Source organism: Caballeronia sp. LZ035 (assembly GCF_031451175.1).
In the GTDB taxonomy this organism is placed as follows: domain Bacteria; phylum Pseudomonadota; class Gammaproteobacteria; order Burkholderiales; family Burkholderiaceae; genus Caballeronia.
Window position 1 is genome coordinate 66415 of record NZ_JARUXS010000003.1, and the last position, 15121, is coordinate 81535.

Consider the following 15121-nt stretch of genomic DNA (forward strand, 5'->3'; position numbering starts at 1 on the left):
GAGCAAAGGCTCTAATCCGGGCCTGTTGCCCACAGGCGGCGCTTGCACTTCGCGATACGACACCGCGCCATGCGGAAATTCTTCAAACCAGACGGGCAATTTTGAAATGACTACCCTGACCGCGGCTTTCGATCTGGAAGCGTCCGGGCTCGGCAATCATGCCTGATGCGCGCGCATGAGGCGGATTCTCGCTATTGCGTTTAATTTTATAATGCGCAAGGATTATTTCTGAATTCGGAATGCATCGTGCATTCTAAAAAGAAGACAGCGGGATTCGCATGAATCCAATTTGGAAGATTACTGAAATTAAAAAAGGAGCGGCTCCCTCTCGCGGAGCCGCTCCATGCCTCAATAATGACTTCTCGGAGTTCTGCAGGCACGCATAAGCTTAGCAACGCTCGCCCGCAATTCATACTTCGTCGGCCGCAATTAACTTATCCCGACTACGCAGGAATGGTGTCGCCCATGCGCAACAAGGGCCGGCGGTCAATTCAAGTTTTGAAACCAGGGAACGCTTTTCTTAAAGAGAACTGAAACCGTTCGACTGTCCATTCGCAGAATCAACAAAATATTATTGCGTCCACAGGCCCGACACATTTCGGCAACCGTCGAATAAAGTGACACCCAGTTTCACAAGGGCAAGCGGCCGGTAAATCAACCAGCCGGCCCCGGGAAGCTTTCGCTTTAAAAGGACTTCGGACCATCATGAAAAGAACTCTCATCATCGCGGGTGTGCTGGGCGCTTTTGCAGCGTCGGCCCAGGCGCAAAGCAGTGTCACCCTCTACGGCACGCTGGACGCAGGCCTCGTCTACACGAACAACTCCGGCGGACACAACAACTGGCAGGAAGGCAGCGGCTCGCTTTCGGACACTTATTTCGGCCTGAAGGGCGTCGAGGATCTCGGCGGCGGCCTGCATGCGCTGTTCAAGTTGGAGAGCGGCTTCAACATCAACAACGGCCGCTACACCGAAAGCAACACGATGTTCAACCGTCAGGCCTATGTCGGCCTGCAACACGACCAGTACGGCACGTTGACGCTGGGTCGCCAGTACGATTCAGTGGTCGATTACCTCGGGCCGTTCTCGGAAGCCGGCGCCGGCTTCGGCAACAACCTGAGCGCCCATCCGTTCGACAACGACAATCTCGACCATTCGTTCTCGATCAAGAACTCGGTGAAGTATCAGAGCGTCAACTACGCGGGCTTCAAGTTCGGCGGTCTGTACGGCTTCTCGAATGACGCGGGCCAGTTCTCGAACAACCGCGCGTGGAGTGCGGGCGCGTCGTACAGCAACGGTCCGCTGAACGCCGCCGCCGCGTACCTGCAACTGAACAACTCGCGCAACAATCTGAACGCCGCCGGCGCGGTGTCGGCAGGCCAGGGCAACAACACCAATCTGACGGCGGAACTGCAGCGCACCTTCGGCGCCGCGGTGAACTACACGTACGGCCCGGCCACCGTCGGCTTCGTGTGGACCAACACGCACTTCGACAACCTGATCGCCGGGGCGCAAGGCGGCACGTCGTTCGCGCTGCCGGACGATGCGAACCTGCACCTGAACAACTTCGAGCTGAACGGCCGCTACATGCTGTCGCCGGCGCTGAGCCTCGACGCCGCCTACACCTACACGGACGGCAAGGTGTCGGGTGCGAACGGCTCGGGTGATCCGAAGTGGCACACCGTCTCGCTGCAAGCCGACTACATGCTGTCCAAGCGTACCGATGTGTATGTCGAAGGCGTGTACCAGCATGCTTCGGGTCAGCTCGGCGATGCCGGCGCGAACGTCGCGATGATCAACACCCTGTCGCCGTCGTCCACGGGCAACCAGGTTGCAGCAACGGTGGGCCTGCGTCACCGCTTCTAAGCGAAACCTGGCACCATCAGGCAAAAGCGGCCGCGATCGAAAGATCGCGGCCGCTTTGTCTCGTGTGCTCGAAGGACGCTATTCCTTCTCGCGCTCCGAGTCCCCGATGATCTGGCCGACGTCATACGCCGTGCCGCCCGTGCCCGCCACGAGCCGCGCGAGCGCCGTGGCGGCCGTGTCGCGCCGCACGCCGCTTTCCGGTCGATACTGCTTTGGCAGCGCCAGATAGAAGGTGGCGCCGGCGTCGGGCGTGCCTTCCGCCCAAACCTTGCCGCCGTGCCGCTCGATGATGCGCCGGACATTCGCGAGTCCGATGCCGGTGCCGTCGAAGGCATCGTTGACGTGCAGCCGCTGGAACACGCCGAACAGCTTGTCCACATAGCGCATGTCGAAGCCGATACCGTTGTCGCGCACGACATACACGACATGCCCCGACAACTCCCCGCTGCCTTCCTGCGCGCCGATATGAATCTCCGGCTGCGGACGCTGCGCGCTGAACTTCACCGCGTTGGACAACACGTTCGTCAATGCCACATGCAGGAAGACATGGTCCGCTTCGATGGTCGGCAGCGCATCCACGGTCCAGTGCACGCGCGCGGAGGATGGTTCGTCGATGTCGTTCTGGATCACGGTGTGGACGAGCGCGCGCACGTCCACCTGATGCGGCCGCAACGCCGCCCGGCCCAGTTGCGCGAACGAGAGCAGGTCGTCGACCAGACGGCCGCCGAAACGCGCCGACGTCACCACGCGCTCCAGATAGCCGCGTCCGCGCTCGGAGAGCTTGTCGCCGTCGATCTGCGCGAGCAGGTCTGCAAAGCTCACGATATGCCGCAGCGGCGCGCGCAGATCGTGGGAGACCGTGTAGGAAAAACCTTCCAGCTCGTGATTGGCGCGGCCGAGTTCAGTGGCGAGCTGAGCGATTTCCTCCGCGCGCCGCAGCACGATGCCGAGCACCGCCGCACGAAATTCGAGCGCGATTTCCCGTTCAGCGGGCCGCCATGGCAGCGAGCGGTCGCGCACCACGTCGGTCCAGGTTTCGAAGCTCAGGCGCGGCGAGAGCGACTCGGCCAGTCCGGTGAGCTTGGCGCGCGGATCGCCGGCCCATTCGATCGTCTGCACGACCTCCTGCCGGAACCAGACGACGTAATTGCGATAGATCTTCGAGATCGACACCGCCAGGAAACCCGCGACGTCCGGCGAGCCGGCCAGCGCCGGACAATCCTGCGACGCATGGTCCGACAACACCACGTCCTCGCTCTGGTCATCGAGCCAGTCGACCAGCGCGGTCACGGCCTGCTCGCCGGGCGTCACGCCGACCAGCGACGTGCGTCCTTCGAAGATCACCGCCGCGCCCGACGAGCGCGTGAAGCCGAGCAGGTCCGAAGGGTCGTTGACGAGCGCGTCGACGAAGCTGTCGGTATTCGCCATCGACGAAAGCAGCTTGGACAACATGCGCCGCAGTTCGAGCCGGTAGTGCGCCTCGTCCTGCGTCTCGCGCGCCTCGATCTGCAGCGACACGATCTGCGCGACGTGCTCGCACGCGGTGCGCACTTCGAAGGGCGGCAGACGCGGTGTCGCGTGGTGGCAGGAAATCAGGCCCCAGAGCGTGTCGTTGACGAGGATCGACATCGACATCGACGCGAGCGTGCCCATGTTGCGCATGTACTGCAGGTGAACCGGCGACACGCTGCGCAGCGACGCATACGTGAGATCGGTCGGCCGATGCGTCTGCGGATGCAGCATGGGAACGAGCGGCGCGGCCTCGTAGTTGGCGTTGGAGATCAGGCGGATACGGTTCCTGCGATACAGCTCCCGCGCCTGCGCCGGAATGTCGGAGGCCGGGAAATGCTGGCGCAGATAGGACGGATAGCCGGGATCGACGGCTTCGGCCAGCACGTTGCCATGGCCTTCATCGTCGAACTTGTAGACCAGCGTGCGGCCGAAACCGGTGATGCGCGCGATTTCCGTCGCGGCGAACTGGCACAGTTGCTCGACCGTGCGCATTGTCTGCACTTCGGTGACGAACGAGCGCACCAGCGGATAGATGGTCGAGAACACATCGGCGGTGTCCTGCGCCGGCTCGACTTCGACGAACAGCAGCCCGTCATGCCGGTGCACGATGATCGCCATCGGCCCATGCGAGGTCCAGCCATCGATCATCACGTTGCCCACGTGCAGCGCCATGCCGTCGCGCGACAGGTGTTTCAGACTCGCGACCGCGCGCTCGCTGGCGGCCGGGCCGAGCACGTCGGACAGCGCGCGTCCCAGGCACGCGTCGGGCGCGAGGTGTGCGAACTGCGCGACGTTGCCGCTCACCTGGAGGATGTGGCCGTGCGCGTCCACACTGAAGAACACGCCATGAGGCTGGATTCCACCAGGAATGTGGATCGGCTCGCGTGCGCAGTCGTCAAGGGCGAGTGCATCACGCGAGTCGGGGCGGGCGGTGCCGGCGGTGGAGGTTTTGTCCATCATCGTCCTGAATGCGGTCCGGCTTGTTTATCGCGCCGGTTGCGAAAAGCGGGATACGGTGGGTCGGGCGGCATGCCGCGCACGGCATACCGGTGATTTGTACAGGTCACGCGCCACGTTGCGCGTCATTTCTACGCGACGGGCAACGAACCGGTGAGCTGTGAACGCGGCGAACGCAGGAACCGTTCCGTGAAGGGTGCGTAATGGCCGCATCATCGTACGATCGGGCACACCCGCGGCACAAACGCGGCTGATACCATGCGAAGCCCAATGACGATCGCCGAGCAGCGGCGCTGCACGCATGGCTCAGCTTGCCGGAAACCGCATCATACGGGGTTCGCGCCTTCTTGCCGCGGCGCTGTCTACGACATTACTGTGCGGCGCGCCGATTCGCGAGGCCTGCGCGCAGTCCTGGCGCGATGTCGCGCCGCTTGCGCCGCCGTCGTCCGGGCGTCCGCGCGAGGCGCCTCAACCGCCTCAGCCCGGTGACGATTCGCAGCGCGTCGCCATACAGGATCTGCACGGCCTGGCGTTCACGAGCGCGGAACCCGCTGTGGCGTCCGCCACGCAGACGAGCGCCGGCGGCGCGGTAACGGCAGCGAATCTGCCGCTGCTGACACCCGATTTTCTCGACCGCTTTTCAGACGACCTGCACCAGCCGCTCACCTTCGCGCGCCTCGCCGAGATTCGCCGCGCGGTGGTGGCGCGTTATCGCGAGGCGGGGCAGCCGCTTGTCGATGTGTATGTGCCCGAACAGGACGTGAGCGGCGGGGTCGTGAACATTGTGGTGGCCGAATACCGGACCGGCCGCGTCGTGCCGAAGGGCAACCGCTGGTTTTCCGACGCGCTGCTTGAACGCGAGATGCCTCTGACGAGCGGCGCGCCGATTCGCGAAGCGGATGTCGCGTCCGGTCTGGCGTTGCTCAATGCGAATCCATACCGCCGTGTCGAGGTGGTCTACGCGCCGGGCACGGCGCTCAACACCACCGACGTCATCCTGCAAACCGAAGACCGCTTCCCGTTCCGGGTCTACGGCGGCTACAACAACGACGGCGTCCGCGCACTGGGGCGCGACCGGCTTCTTGCGGGCTTCGACTACGGCAATCTGTTCGGCATCGATGCGCGCTTCAGCTATCAGATGACCGCGAGCAACGACCTCGTGAGCGGCAATCCCGATATCGAAGGGCGGCCGGACCGTGCGCGCTTCATTGCGCATGCGTTCAACTTCGTCACGCCGCTGCGTTGGGGCGACCGCATCGAAATGTTCGGGGTGTTTGCACAGAGTACGCCGCGCCTGCCGGACAGCTACGGACAAACCGGCCTCAGCGCCCAGCTCAGCCTGCGCTACGACTGGCGTTTGCCGCCGCTCGATCATGCGGGCGCCTGGCAACAGCAGGTGCAGATCGGCTATGACTTCAAGCGCTCGAACAACGACCTTGAATTCGGCGGCTTCCAGGTGTTCAACGCCAACACGCACATTCACCAGTTCGTGCTGGCCTACGATCTTTCGAACAGCGACGCAAGCGGCGAGTCCCATCTGAACGCCGCGCTGTACGCCAGCCCCGGTTACTTCGACGGCAGCAGCAACGACGTGGCCTACGACACCGCACGCCTTGGCGCGAAGCCGCGTTATCAGTATGTGCAGTTGTCGGCATCGCGGGATCTGGCTATTGCGAGCACGGGCTTCTCGGTATCGGCGCGCGGACTGGCGCAGTGGACCGGCAGCACGCTGTTGCCGAGCGAGGAACTCGGCCTGGGCGGCGATGCCAGCGTGCGCGGCTATGAACCCTATGCGGCGCAGGGCGACCGCGGCTGGAACGTGCAGACGGAAGTGCGCGCGCCGGCGCTCACGGCCGGCATCGCGGCCGTGCAGCCCTTCGTGTTCTTCGATGCCGGGCATGTCTGGAACCGCATCCCGGAGTTCGGCGAGGTCAACAATGCGTCGCTGGCGAGCGTCGGCGCCGGCATTCGCGTGCAGATGGGACGCTTCGTCAGCGTGCGCGGCACCTATGGCTTTCCGCTGCGGGCCGTGGTGCCCAATGGATCGAAGGCGCCCCTGGGCGAGATCTTCCTCGTCATCGGCAGCTAGGGGCGCCTTCGTTCAACTTCTCAATGCGCCTGCTGCCACTGGAGCACCGGATGCGTGGCGCCGGCAGGCATCGCCCACACGCCGCCTGCGGGAATGTTCCAGTCCAGATAGTTCGACGCGTTGCTCATCTGCGCGGTGCTGAGCCCGTTGGCGTCGGGCGGCGTGGTGCCCGAGTTGGACGCGGCGGCGGTGGTGCGGATGGTGGTGTCGCGATTCCAGTAGACGTTGTTGTGGATGGCGCCTGTGTTATAGGCCGCGATGCCGCCTTCCGGATCGCCCGGAGGCCCGCCGCCGCCCACTTGCCCGGTGGCGAAGGATTCGTTGATGACGCCGGTCGTGCCGTTGCTGTACACGAGTCCGCCGCCGCCGAAGCCGCCGACGCCGCCCGTCGCGTATGACTGCGTGATGAGCCCCGAGTTGAACGCGACGAGTCCGCCGGTGTTGCCGTGCGTGCCGCCGCGCGTGAAGCCGGTTGCGTACGACTGCGCGATGGTGCCGTTGTTCACCCCGACGAGCCCGCCCGCCGCCGTCTGGTAGCCGACGTCCGCCGTGCTCGATGAACGCGCGATGGTGCCGTTGTTGACGCCCGCGACGCCGCCCGCGCCAAAGCCGCCGAAGCCGTTCTGCGAGACGCTGCCGGTGGTGTTGACATAGGCGACAGTGCCGTTGTTCTGCCCGACGAGCAGGCCCAGCCCGCCTGACGTATTGCCGCCCGTGTTGCCGTTCGTCAGGTTCAGGTCGCGCACGACGCCTTTCGTGCCGATGACGCCGAACATGCCGAAGTAGTCGTTGTCGAGATCGGCGGTGGTGGCGAGCTGGTCGATCGTGTGGCCGAAGCCGTCGAACTGGCCGGTGAACGGCGCGGCGGTGGTCTGGCCGATCGGCGTGAAATAGTTGGGATAGGCGGTGGCGCTCGCGTCGATGTCCTTGCCCAGCGCGTAGTTGCCCGCGAGGTTTTGCGAGACGTTCTTCAGGTCCGCCAGCGTGTTGACGAGCTTGTAGCCGGTCGCCTGCGTGACGAGGCCGCTGTATTGCGCCGCCGTCCAGCCGCTGTTCGTGAGCACGGTGCCCGGCGCGTAGCTGCCGTTCATGTCGTACAGCGCGCTGACGATGCCGCCGCTCTTCGACCAGTCGATGGTGCCGCCGTTCGTCACGCTGCCGCCGTTGTCGGCGCCGGCTGCATCGGCGCGCAGGGTGAGATTGCCGTTGCCGCTGTTGGCCAGCGTCGAACCGGCGCCGATCGACACGCTGTGCGCCGCGTTCAGCGTCAGCGAGCCATTGCCGGTCCATTGCACCGAGCCGTTCACCGCGAGGTCGCCGCCGCTGCTCTGGGCCACGACCGAAGTGCCGTTGGCGAGACTGCGCGCGAGCGCGGTGCCGGTCGGCTGATCGACGGTCAGCGCCGGCGCGCCGAGCGTCCAGTTGCCCGCATGCACGTCCGCGCCCGCGACATCGAGCGCATTGGCGTGCGTCTCCACCGCGCCGCCGCTGCCGTCCGCATTGGCTGACGCGATCGTGCCGTTGGCGTGTACCGCACCCTGGTCGGCGACGAGCCAGACATGGCCGTCGCGCGTCGCGGTGCCGGTCGCGCGGATCGCCGCGCTGTTGCCGGCTAGCGCGTAGACATTGCCGTCGGCGGCTTGCAGGCTGGCTTGCGCCGCCTGGATCGCGCCGGCGTTCATCACGGAGCCGCCGCTTCCGGCCTGCACGAAGACCTGCTGGCCGCCCGACGCATCCTGCAGCAGCACCTGGCTGCCGCTCGCGAGTTCGGCGGTGCCCTGCGGCGCGCTGATGGTGCCGGCGTTGATGACGGCCGTGCGCGACACGAGGAACACGTCGCCGCCGCTCGAACCGATCTTGCCCAAGTTGATGACCATGCCGTTGCCGCCGCCCGCGAGCGTCAGCGGGCCGCCCTGCATGAAGGCGGCGTCGCCGACATCCAGTGCGGAGGCGACGAAGCGCCCGCCCGTCGCGACCACGCCGCCGGGTCCGACAAGCACGCCTTGTGGATTGACGAGATAGACGCTGCCGCTCGCGCTCAGTTGGCCGAGCAGTACGGACGCGTCGCCGCCGGTCACGCGATTGAGCGTCGCGCCGCTGCCGTTGTTGAACGTGACCTGTCTGCCGCTGCCAATCGAAAAGCTGTTCCAGTCGATCACGCCGCGCGACGTCGTCTGATTGATGGTGAGCGACTGACCGCCGCCGCCGATCGAACCGCTGCCCGCGACGAACTGGCCGCCGCTTGGAAGGGGTGGCGCGGCGTGGGCGACGGCGGCGTATGAGAGGCCTGCAATCAAAGGCACGAGGGCCGCGAGCGGTCGCAGGCGTGTCGAGGATTGAGAAGCAGGCGAGTGAATGCAGCGGGGCATGGCGACCTCCGTTCAGTGTCCATTTGTTTTCGGTTGTTTTCGATCGGGTGGCCGCTGACGGTGGTGCCGAATCGCTTCGGGATCAAGGAGGATCGCGAGGCGCGAACATCGACGTGCGAGCAGGCGCGCCGATGGTAGCAACGCGCTGCATGCCGTCAATGTGGGGTTCCGCACATTCTTCAGAGCGAAAAAAAAGTCGCTTCCGCAACCTCCGGCGCATCAAGCCGCGCGCCCGACGCGGCATGAAATTTGATCGCTGCGCATGCTCGCAAACGATTCAATGGAGCGGTTTGCCCTTGTTGGCGAGCGTGGCCCGGCACTCGTGATAGATGCGCTGAACCAGCGCGTTCTCGTAGTCGAGCTCTTCGCTGTCGAGAATGCGTTCGACGTCGTCGCGTGCGGTGTCGTTGTCCAGCAAGTTCGACAGACGGGAAGCGAGCGCCTGAGCCGTGACCGAGAGCCGCGCGGTTTCGATCCAGTCGGCTGCGCGATGATGCCGATCGAGCCAGCGATGCGCCGCGCGCACCTGGAAGGAGGGATCGGGCCAGTCGCCGTCGAGATAGAACGCGCCGAGGAATCCGCACGTGAGCCAGCACAGCAGATGCACCCGGTCATCGGGTCCGAGAGGATAGCGGACGTGGCTCATGAGGGCTTCGCGCGGCAGGCGATACATGACGCAATGACGATAGCACGCGGGCCGTGTGTCGGGCGGGCCATCGCGCGCGTGAGTGGGCGGCTGCGCGGTGCGTTACTCGCAGTCGAGCTTCGTCAGGCCGCCGCTGTCGGTCTGATAGCGGCACACGTCGACGCGCCCGGGAATGGCGATGTCGCGCCTGGCCTGATTGGCGTAGACGCATTGCAGGGTGAGCGAGCGGCCCTGGTCGTACACGTAACCAACTTTCCAGATGCCGCGACGCGCGTCCCCGTGGTCTGCGATGAGGGAAACGTGCTCGCCCGGCGCGCCGTCGAACAACTGGATGTAGCGTTCCTGGGTGTCGGGCAGCACGGGACAACTCAGCTGCGCCGCGCTGACCGGACTCGCGGCGGCGGTGCAAGCACACCACGCCCAAAGCGCAGCCTTACTCGACGACATGAAACTTGTCCCCGTTGTTCACGTCCGATGCATGGCCCCAACGCAGTACCCTCGGTCCGACTGGCTTGCGTGGATGAGCGTACTGGTCGTACACGGTGACGCCCGCCGGCCCTTGACTCACATAGATGGCTGCATGCCCGTGGAAGTGACCGTAACGGTCGAAGGTGGCGATGACCGTTCCTTCGACGATATGCCCGTTCCCCTTCACCGACGCTCCCTTTCGCCAGACGGACGTCTCCTGCAACGAAGGGCACACTTGCTTGACGTACGACACACATCCGCCGCAGTAATGTGGTGCGCCCTCGAGTGCGGCGGGAAACGGATCCGGATAAGGGCCGTTCGTGGAACCGGGGGCGCATACCCACATGCCTGACGGCGCATGGGCGGCGTTCTTGTAGTTTCGGCTGACGTAGCTCATGGGTCTGGCGAGGATAGCGAAGGTTGAGCAAGCCATGCTTGCTGGGCAGTCAGGCAAGACGGCAGCGGCAAGGGACTGCTGTCTCGATCCAAGGCTATCAACATCGCTCGCTTTCCAGAACGCGATTTGTCCGATTTAGTTACTCGAACTTCGAAGCCGATGTAGCGTCGGCTACCATGATCTCCACGCAGGCAACCTTCATCGTGCAAGGAACCCACACCCCCATGGATTACACGGCGCTCGCCCAACGCCATGCCCTGACGATCATCGTGGTGCTGCTGCTCGTCGTGCCAACCGCGGCCTGGTTCGCGTGGACGCATGCCGCGCGCCGGCCGCGCATGTCCGCGCCGGGCGTCGCGATCGCCACGTTCTTGCCGGCGGCCATCGGCGCGGCCGTCTTCATTGCCATCGCGACGCGTATCGCGCACGGCAGCGCGTTTGCATCGGCGGATCAAATAATGCTCGATGCCGTACGGAACGGCGTGCCAGTCGCCGCCGCGCGCTGGTTCGGGCGCGCCACGCATCTCGGTGATCCCTGGTTTCTCACGCTGGTGTGCGCGCTCGCCGGTGTCGTGCTTCTGTTCGCGCGCCGCGCCGGGCTCGCGGTGTATCTCGCGGCCGTCACCGGCGTGGGCGCGCTGCTCAATCACGCGCTCAAGTCGCTCATGGGCCGCGCCCGCCCGTCCGGCGCGCTCGTGCCGCTGCCCGAGAGCTTCGCGTTCCCGAGCGGGCATACCTTCGGTTCCATCGTCTGTTACGGGATGTGCGCGTACGTGCTGATGCGCATCGCGCCGACCCGCCGGGACCCGCTCATCGTCGCCCTGGCCTGTCTGTTGGTGCTGACCATCGGCGCGAGCCGCATCGTGATCGGCGTGCATTTTCCCGGCGATGTGATCGGCGGCTTCGCAGCAGGCGGCGCGTGGCTGGCGCTGTGCATCGGCGTCGCGGAACTGGCGCGGCGGCGCATGCCGATACCGTGATTCAGACGCGCAACGGGTGACGCAACGCGACATCCAGATTCATGCGCGCCTGTCCGAGGACCCGCGCCAATCCGGACCAGTAGTCCTCGATGAAGTGTCGCAGGAACGGGCTGGCGCTCGTCGCCGGCAGATCGAAGCGCGTGCCGACGTCCTGCGGAAGATTGGCGTGCTTGTTCTGTATGTTGATCAGCGCGTCGCCGTCGACGCGGTACGAGTAGATTTGTCTCGGCTGGGGCGTTCCGCCGTAGCGCGTCACCGTGGCCGGATGAAGGCCTGCGGCGCCGAACGTGAAAGCGGTTGCGCCGCTGGCCGTGGCCGCCGCCGCCGCGAGACCGCCGCCCAGCGAGTGGCCGGCCAGATAGAGATCGCCGGCCGCGCCGTGCTGGCGGATCTGGTTGCCGATCTGCACTGCCCGCTCGTATTGGGGCGCGCTTGCCGGCAGGTTGAAGGCCTGCGCAACGTTGCTGCTCCAGTCCTTGAGGCCGGGAATGTCGGTTCGTTCGAAAGCCAGCGTGGGCTTCAGGTCGTGACCGAAGATCGCCGCGTCGGGTTCGAACAGGCGCGCGCCGAGTCCCGAGCTAGGCAGCTTGAGATCGGCCGGCGTCAGGCCGAAACGCTCGAGCTTCGTGGCATCGTCGGAAATGTCCTGCCAGCCGATCGGCAGCGTCAGACGGCGCCCATGGTCATGCACCGCCTCGACCAGAAACGCGTGCTGCTGGGCAACCGCGTCGCGCGCGAGATCGGCGGCGGCGCGGCGGATTTCCGGTCTTCCGTCGGCCTCACCGCGATGAACGAGGTCCATCGTAGTGCTCCACTGCCGCGCGGCTTCCTGAGTCTGAGGTCCGGTCCATCTCGGGATCAGCGCGCCTCCGCGCGGGAGCGTATCTGAAGTCGCCGACGACGCGCCCGTCCACGGATCGCCGGATGGCGGCGTCGAATAGTCGGTGAAGCTGGTCTGATCGAGATAGCCGCTGTATTCCCGGACCATGTCCCCATCGACAGTCGAAGGAAGCGCGGCGAGCGTTTCGTTGGAGGGCGACGTGTCCGATGAATCCGCCGCCGCTGACGGCGGGCGGGATGAGGGCGTGATCTGCATGGCGACTCCTTGTAGGCGCACGTAGACACTCTACGAAGCATCAGAGCGTGTCATGCGGTAATCCCGCATTCGCCCTTGAGTTCTCATTTTGGATCCAAAATCCTTGATTCAGGAAACAGATCGGCGCACAATCGCCCGGAACCGAATCGCCTGTCCAGATACCGCATCCCCTCCGGAGCTGTCATGACCGATCGAGCCCAAGCCGTTGCAAGCCCTTACACCGCAAGCGAAAGTCCACGCATGTCCACGCAGACCAGCCGTGCAGTGACGGCGGCGGTGGTCGGCAATATCCTCGAATGGTTCGACTTCGGAACCTACGCGTTTCTCGCGACCGTGATCGCGAAAGTGATGTTTCCCACCGGCGACGACTTCGCCGCCATGCTCGGCACCTTCGGCGCGTTCGGCCTGGGCTTTGCCGCGCGGCCGCTCGGCGCGATCATCTTCGGCTGGCTCGGAGACAAGAAAGGCCGCAAGTGGACGCTGACCTTCGTCATGCCGCTGATGGCCGCCGCCACGCTGTTCATGGCCTTGTTGCCCACGTATGCGTCCATCGGCATCATGGCGCCGGTCCTGCTCGTGGCGGCGCGCATGCTGCAGGGCATTTCGGTCGGCGGCGAACTGGGCAACGCGGTGGCGTTCCTGGTGGAGTGGGCGCCGCCGAAGAAGCGCGGCCTCTACGGCAGCTTCCAGCAATGCAGCACGCTCGGCGGCATGCTGCTCGGCTCCGGCGCGGCCGCGTTGATGACCACGCTGCTCTCGCCGCAAGCGATGCTCGACTGGGGCTGGCGCGTGCCGTTCATCATCGGGGCCATCGTGATCGGGCCGATTGGCTGGATCATCCGCAAGCGCAGCGAAGAGACGCCCGTTTATCAGAGCGCCAGCGACGACGCGCCCAAGGCTCCGGCCCGCGCCCCCGTGCTGCTTGGCTTGCAGGCGTGCGGCCTCGTGATCGTCTGGACGGTTTCGCTGTACGTGCTGCTCAACTATCTGCCTTCGTTCACGACGAAGTACGTCGGCATGAGTTCTTCCACGGCGCTCTGGCTCAACACGGCGGGCCTGATCGTCATGACGGCGTCGATACCGTTCTGGGGCGCAGCGTCCGACCGCTTCGGACGCAAGCCCATCTACGCAATCGGCTGCGTGGCGTTCCTCGTGCTGCCCTATCCGATCTTCCATCTGATGCTTGCCTACAAGTCGGCGGCTGTCGTCGGCGCGGTGCAGGTGGTGGGCGGCGTGATCATCGGCATCTTTTCGGGTGTCGGGCCGGCTGTGCTCTCCGAATTGTTCCCGACGAAGATCCGCACGACCTGGATGTCGATCGGCTACGGCATCGCCAACGCGGTATTTGGCGGCTTTGCCCCGATGATCTCGATCGCGCTCATCAAGGCCACCGGCTCGCCGCTGTCGCCGGCGTTTTTCGTGATGCTGGCCGCGCTCCTTTCCACGCTCACCGTCATGACCATCCGCGAAACGGCGCACGATCCCTTGCAATGAACGAAGAAACACATGATGTCGTGGTAGTCGGTGCGGGCGTGATTGGGCTTGCGTGCGCGTGGGCGGCCCTGCGTGACGGCGCGCGCGTAACGCTTGTGGAGCGCGATTTCGAAGGCGATCGCGCGTCGCACGGCAACGCGGGCGGCATTGCGGTGAGCGAAAGCACGCCGATCGCCGTGCATGGCATGGTCTCGAAGGCGCTGAAGTGGCTGATGGACCCGCTCGGGCCGCTGGCCGTGGACTGGAAGCATCTGCCGAAGGCGCTGCCGTGGTTCATGGCGTTTCGGCGCGCTGCCGAGCCGGAGCGGTATCAGGCGGTGTCGCATGCGCTCGCGTTGCTGAACAACCGCGTCTACGACGACCTCCTGCCGATGTTCGACGACATCGGCGCCACCTCGATGCACTATCGCCGTGGCGCGCTGACCGTCTACGAAACCGATGAAGCCTTTGCCGCCGATCAGGACGAATGGGCCTTCAAACGTGAACTCGGCGTGCGCTGGCACGCGCTGAACGCGCAGCAGGTTCGCGAATGCGAGCCCGCGCTCGCGCCGGTTTTCAGACACGGCGTGTTTCTCGATGACTGGTCGCACATCGGCGACCCGCGCCGCATCGTCACGCTGCTGCGCGAACGCGTGCGGGCGCTCGGCGCGCGTTTCGTGACGGGCGTGGCGCGCGCCATCGAGGCGCCCGGCAGCGTCGCGCTCGCTGACGGCACCCGCGTGAGCGGACGCCGTATCGTCGTGGCGGCGGGCGCGTGGTCGGAGGCGCTGGCGCGCTCCATCGGCGACCGGGTGCTGCTGGAAAGCGAGCGTGGCTACAACGCTACGTTGCCGCGCCACGGCATCGCACTGAATCGCGAGGTGATCTTCGCGGAACGCAAGTTCGTCGCGACGCCGCTCGACGTGGGCATGCGCATCGGCGGCGCGGCCGAGTTCGCGGGCCTCGACGCGCCGCCGAACTACCAGCGCAGCGACGCGCTGCTCACGCTCGGCAAGCGTTTCCTGCCGGGCATCGACGACACCGGCGCGGCGCGATGGATGGGTCATCGTCCCGCGACGCCCGATTCGCTGCCGGTGATTGGCGCGTCGCCGCGCGTTCCCTCGGTGGTCTACGCATTTGGCCACGGCCATCTCGGGCTGACGCAGTCGGCGACCACCGCCGCGCTCGTCGCCGACGTACTGGCGGGCCGCACGCCGCGCGTGCCGCTCGCGCCGTATTCGATTGCACGCTTCTGAGCATTCCCATCCACT

11 protein-coding genes are annotated in these 15121 nt (G+C 65.5%); 5 read left to right on the plus strand and 6 right to left on the minus strand.

From position 1 onward, the window contains the following. Window positions 1-705: 705 nt before the first annotated feature. Complete coding sequence (locus QCE88_RS23350; RefSeq protein WP_309906725.1) at window positions 706-1863, plus strand: porin; 1158 nt, start codon at window positions 706-708, stop codon at window positions 1861-1863. A 78-nt stretch (window positions 1864-1941) separates the two neighbouring features. On the opposite strand, the gene QCE88_RS23355 is transcribed toward QCE88_RS23350, so the two are convergent. Continuing rightward, window positions 1942-4335: an ATP-binding protein gene (locus QCE88_RS23355; protein WP_309906727.1), complete on the minus strand. Its 2394-nt coding sequence runs from the start codon at window positions 4333-4335 to the stop codon at window positions 1942-1944. Between the two features lie 298 nt (window positions 4336-4633). On the opposite strand from QCE88_RS23355, the gene QCE88_RS23360 reads away from it, so the two are divergent. Further along, window positions 4634-6421, plus strand: a complete 1788-nt coding sequence (locus QCE88_RS23360) for a ShlB/FhaC/HecB family hemolysin secretion/activation protein (protein WP_309906729.1) — start codon at window positions 4634-4636, stop codon at window positions 6419-6421. A 20-nt stretch (window positions 6422-6441) separates the two neighbouring features. Here the strand turns inward: QCE88_RS23360 and QCE88_RS23365 are convergent, their stop codons facing one another. The 4 genes from QCE88_RS23365 to QCE88_RS23380 all read right to left on the minus strand — a co-directional run bounded on the left by QCE88_RS23365 (window position 6442) and on the right by QCE88_RS23380 (window position 10301). Next, window positions 6442-8790 (minus strand): beta strand repeat-containing protein, encoded by a 2349-nt coding sequence (locus tag QCE88_RS23365; protein WP_409018205.1) that lies wholly within the window; start codon window positions 8788-8790, stop codon window positions 6442-6444. Window positions 8791-9067: 277 nt separating this feature from the next. Then, window positions 9068-9436, minus strand: a complete 369-nt coding sequence (locus QCE88_RS23370; RefSeq protein ID WP_309906733.1) for a hypothetical protein — start codon at window positions 9434-9436, stop codon at window positions 9068-9070. Between the two features lie 102 nt (window positions 9437-9538). Beyond that, complete coding sequence (locus QCE88_RS23375) at window positions 9539-9883, minus strand: STY0301 family protein (protein ID WP_309906735.1); 345 nt, start codon at window positions 9881-9883, stop codon at window positions 9539-9541. After that, entirely contained in the window at window positions 9870-10301 is a 432-nt protein-coding gene (locus tag QCE88_RS23380) for a BPSL0067 family protein (protein WP_309906738.1), read from the minus strand. The genes QCE88_RS23375 and QCE88_RS23380 overlap by 14 nt, the downstream gene beginning before the upstream one ends. Window positions 10302-10525: 224 nt before the next feature. On the opposite strand from QCE88_RS23380, the gene QCE88_RS23385 reads away from it, so the two are divergent. Continuing rightward, a complete protein-coding gene (locus QCE88_RS23385; protein ID WP_309906741.1) occupies window positions 10526-11281 on the plus strand; it encodes a phosphatase PAP2 family protein in 756 nt (251 codons plus the stop codon). Between the two features lies 1 nt (window position 11282). Here QCE88_RS23385 and QCE88_RS23390 read toward each other — a convergent pair whose 3' ends face one another. Then, entirely contained in the window at window positions 11283-12377 is a 1095-nt protein-coding gene (locus tag QCE88_RS23390) for a hypothetical protein (protein WP_309906743.1), read from the minus strand. Between the two features lie 183 nt (window positions 12378-12560). On the opposite strand from QCE88_RS23390, the gene QCE88_RS23395 reads away from it, so the two are divergent. Beyond that, window positions 12561-13871 (plus strand): MFS transporter, encoded by a 1311-nt coding sequence (locus tag QCE88_RS23395; RefSeq protein ID WP_309906745.1) that lies wholly within the window; start codon window positions 12561-12563, stop codon window positions 13869-13871. After that, a complete protein-coding gene (locus tag QCE88_RS23400) occupies window positions 13868-15106 on the plus strand; it encodes an FAD-dependent oxidoreductase (RefSeq protein WP_309906746.1) in 1239 nt (412 codons plus the stop codon). Before QCE88_RS23395 ends, QCE88_RS23400 begins: the two co-directional genes overlap by 4 nt. Window positions 15107-15121 lie beyond the last annotated feature (15 nt).

Bases quoted from the DNA above. Each gene is read 5' to 3' on its own strand.
- QCE88_RS23350 (WP_309906725.1), top strand. From the start codon at position 706: ATGAAAAGAACTCTCATCATCGCGGGTGTGCTGGGCGCTTTTGCAGCG.
- QCE88_RS23355 (WP_309906727.1), bottom strand. From the start codon at position 4,335: ATGATGGACAAAACCTCCACCGCCGGCACCGCCCGCCCCGACTCGCGT.
- QCE88_RS23360 (WP_309906729.1), top strand. From the start codon at position 4,634: ATGGCTCAGCTTGCCGGAAACCGCATCATACGGGGTTCGCGCCTTCTT.
- QCE88_RS23365 (WP_409018205.1), bottom strand. From the start codon at position 8,790: ATGCCCCGCTGCATTCACTCGCCTGCTTCTCAATCCTCGACACGCCTG.
- QCE88_RS23370 (WP_309906733.1), bottom strand. From the start codon at position 9,436: ATGAGCCACGTCCGCTATCCTCTCGGACCCGATGACCGGGTGCATCTG.
- QCE88_RS23375 (WP_309906735.1), bottom strand. From the start codon at position 9,883: ATGTCGTCGAGTAAGGCTGCGCTTTGGGCGTGGTGTGCTTGCACCGCC.
- QCE88_RS23380 (WP_309906738.1), bottom strand. From the start codon at position 10,301: ATGAGCTACGTCAGCCGAAACTACAAGAACGCCGCCCATGCGCCGTCA.
- QCE88_RS23385 (WP_309906741.1), top strand. From the start codon at position 10,526: ATGGATTACACGGCGCTCGCCCAACGCCATGCCCTGACGATCATCGTG.
- QCE88_RS23390 (WP_309906743.1), bottom strand. From the start codon at position 12,377: ATGCAGATCACGCCCTCATCCCGCCCGCCGTCAGCGGCGGCGGATTCA.
- QCE88_RS23395 (WP_309906745.1), top strand. From the start codon at position 12,561: ATGACCGATCGAGCCCAAGCCGTTGCAAGCCCTTACACCGCAAGCGAA.
- QCE88_RS23400 (WP_309906746.1), top strand. From the start codon at position 13,868: ATGAACGAAGAAACACATGATGTCGTGGTAGTCGGTGCGGGCGTGATT.